The 2,600-nt window shown below is 59.7% G+C and carries 3 protein-coding genes; 2 read left to right on the top strand and 1 reads right to left on the bottom strand.

The window, feature by feature from the left end; all coding sequences use genetic code 11:
* Window positions 1–81: 81 nt before the first annotated feature.
* Window positions 82–906, bottom strand: coding sequence for a tRNA 2-thiocytidine(32) synthetase TtcA (gene ttcA, locus F8N49_RS27130; protein ID WP_056788114.1), 825 nt, complete (start codon window positions 904–906; stop codon window positions 82–84).
* Window positions 907–1,331: 425 nt separating this feature from the next.
* Between ttcA and F8N49_RS27125 the strand changes: the two genes are divergently transcribed.
* Together F8N49_RS27125 and F8N49_RS27120 are read left to right on the top strand one after the other, a co-directional pair.
* A complete protein-coding gene (locus tag F8N49_RS27125; protein ID WP_016773629.1) occupies window positions 1,332–1,934 on the top strand; it encodes a Yip1 family protein in 603 nt (200 codons plus the stop codon).
* 148 nt (window positions 1,935–2,082) lie between these two features.
* A complete protein-coding gene (locus F8N49_RS27120) occupies window positions 2,083–2,577 on the top strand; it encodes a SprT family zinc-dependent metalloprotease (protein WP_024013976.1) in 495 nt (164 codons plus the stop codon).
* The last annotated feature ends 23 nt before the right edge of the window (window positions 2,578–2,600 follow it).

Here is a 2,600-nt window from a genome sequence, read left to right as displayed (position 1 = left end):
GGCCCCAAAATCTCTGGGTCTGCTGCGCAGCCCAGCGGGGATGAATCCCCTCGCCACAGGGCTCGCTTCTACAGGTTGAGTTTACAGATTGACGACATTGACGAAACGCGAAGCCGCGGTCTCGTCGATCTTCAGGCTGGTGAAGTCGAACAGGTTGCGGTCGGCCAGTTGCGACGGCACCACGTTCTGCAGGCTGCGGAAAATCGATTCGGTGCGGCCCGGGGTCTTGCGGTCCCAGTCCTGGAGCATTTCCTTGACCACCTGGCGCTGCAGGTTTTCCTGCGAGCCGCAGAGGTTGCACGGGATGATCGGGAATTGCTTGAGGTCCGAGTAGGCCTGAATGTCCTTCTCGTTGCAGTACGCCAGCGGGCGGATCACCACGTTGCGGCCATCGTCGGCGCGCAGCTTCGGCGGCATCGCTTTCAGGGTGCCGTTGAAGAACATGTTGAGGAAGAACGTTTCGACGATGTCGTCGCGGTGATGACCGAGGGCCATTTTCGTCGCGCCGATTTCGTCAGCGAAGGTGTACAGCGTGCCGCGACGCAGGCGCGAGCACAGCGAACAGGTGGTCTTGCCTTCCGGCACCAGTTCCTTGACCACCGAGTAAGTGTCCTTCTCGACGATGTGATACTCGATGCCCAGTTCTTTCAGGTAGGCCGGCAGGACGTGCTCGGGAAAGCCCGGCTGTTTCTGGTCCATGTTCACCGCGACGATGTCGAACTTGATCGGTGCAACCTTCTGCAGGTGCATCAGCACGTCAAGCATGGTGTAGCTGTCCTTGCCCCCGGACAGGCAGACCATGACCTTGTCGCCGTCTTCGATCATGTTGAAATCGGCGATCGCTTCGCCGGCCAGGCGGCGCAGGCGCTTTTGCAGTTTGTTCTGGTTGACCGTAAGAGTGCCCATGACGCGAAATCCGTGAGGTGTGACGAAAGGCCGGCATTTTACGCAAAAACCCCGGTAGCGCGAAGCATCTGTGGCGAGGGGAGTTATCCACGCTGGGTTGCGAAGCAGCCCCAAAACCTGAGAACTCGTAATGCCTGACACTGCGCGGTGAATGGCCTGGCGACTGCCGTGCAGCCGAACGGGGATGAATCCCCTCGCCACAAAAGAGTTTCGACCTCAACAATGCCTTCCCCGCAAGACCCCGAGGCGATTATCCATCCCGTTTACAGCGCGATTTGCTCTAAGCCCGGCATACCGGTGCGCTGGAGTCCTTTCTATACTGCGACATAAGGTCGCACACATCTGAAGACCTGTATTTGCTCGGCCATCTTGGCCCGTAGGCGCTCCGTTGGGGGGCGATGGCAATGACAAGAGGAGTGAATGGCATGATCCATCACGTAGTGGGACTGTTTACCCACCCCGATCAGGAATGGAAGGAGATCCGTGGCGACCAAGAGGAAAGCATCAGCCACATGTACCTGACGCACACGCTGATCCTGGCGGCGATCCCTGCGGTCTCGGCGTTCATCGGCACGACCCAGGTCGGTTGGGTGATCGGCAATCGCGCGCCGGTGATGCTCACGTTCGAAAGCGCCTTGTGGATGACCATCATGTCGTACCTGGCGATGCTCGGCGGGGTCGCGGTGATGGGCGCTTTCGTACACTGGATGGCGCGCACCTATGACGCCAATCCAAGCCTGGCCCGTTGCGTAGCCTTTGCCACATACACCGCGACACCGTTGTTTGTCGGCGGTCTGGCGGCGCTGTATCCGCACATGTGGCTGGGGATGATCGTCGGCACCGCGGCCATCTGCTATACGGTGTATCTGTTGTATGTCGGCCTGCCGACCTTCATGAACATCCCTTCGGATGAAGGTTTCCTGTTTTCCAGCTCGGTGCTCGCCGTCGGCCTGGTGGTGCTGGTGGCGATCATGGCGTTCACCGTGATTGTCTGGGGCCTGGGTGTCGGCCCGGTCTATACCAACTGACCTGTTTCCTCCCTGAGAAAAACAACATCTGCCAATACAGGCCGCCGCAAGGCGGCCTTCTCGTTGAGGCGACGACCATTCGGCAGGTCGGCGATTCGCAAGTCACCGGGGTTGCGGCATACTCGGCGTCTCTGGAGATCCATCAAGCATGCCCGAGCAACTCAATACCCGCGTCGAAGACTGTTACCAACTCGCTGAATCCTTTTTCAAACGTTCCTTCAAACGCCCCGTCGTCAGTCTCAAGCTGCGTGGGCAGAAAGCCGGTGTCGCGCATCTGCACGAGAACCTGCTGCGCTTCAACCCGCAGCTGTACCGGGAAAACACCGAACACTTCCTCAAGCAGACCGTGGCCCACGAAGTCGCCCACCTGATCGCTCATCAACTGTTCGGCGACCGCATCCAGCCCCATGGCGAGGAGTGGCAACTGATCATGCGCGGCGTCTACGAACTGCCGCCGGATCGCTGCCACACCTATGAAATCAAGCGGCGCAGCGTGACCCGCTATATCTACAAATGCCCGTGCCCCGACAGTGATTTCCCGTTTACCGCCCAGCGCCATGGCCTGGTGCGGCAAGGGCGGCGGTATCTGTGCCGGCGCTGCCGCAGTACGCTGGTGTTCAGTGGTGAGATGCGGGTGGAATAGTTGGTTCCTGCGGTGCCCTGACT

The organism is Pseudomonas sp. GXM4, assembly GCF_008923895.1.
GTDB lineage: Bacteria > Pseudomonadota > Gammaproteobacteria > Pseudomonadales > Pseudomonadaceae > Aquipseudomonas > Aquipseudomonas atacamensis.
This window is presented reverse-complemented; position numbering and strand designations above follow the sequence as displayed.

Coding starts and splice junctions, on each gene's coding strand:
- ttcA (WP_056788114.1), bottom strand. CDS start 906: ATGGGCACTCTTACGGTCAACCAGAACAAACTGCAAAAGCGCCTGCGC.
- F8N49_RS27125 (WP_016773629.1), top strand. CDS start 1,332: ATGATCCATCACGTAGTGGGACTGTTTACCCACCCCGATCAGGAATGG.
- F8N49_RS27120 (WP_024013976.1), top strand. CDS start 2,083: ATGCCCGAGCAACTCAATACCCGCGTCGAAGACTGTTACCAACTCGCT.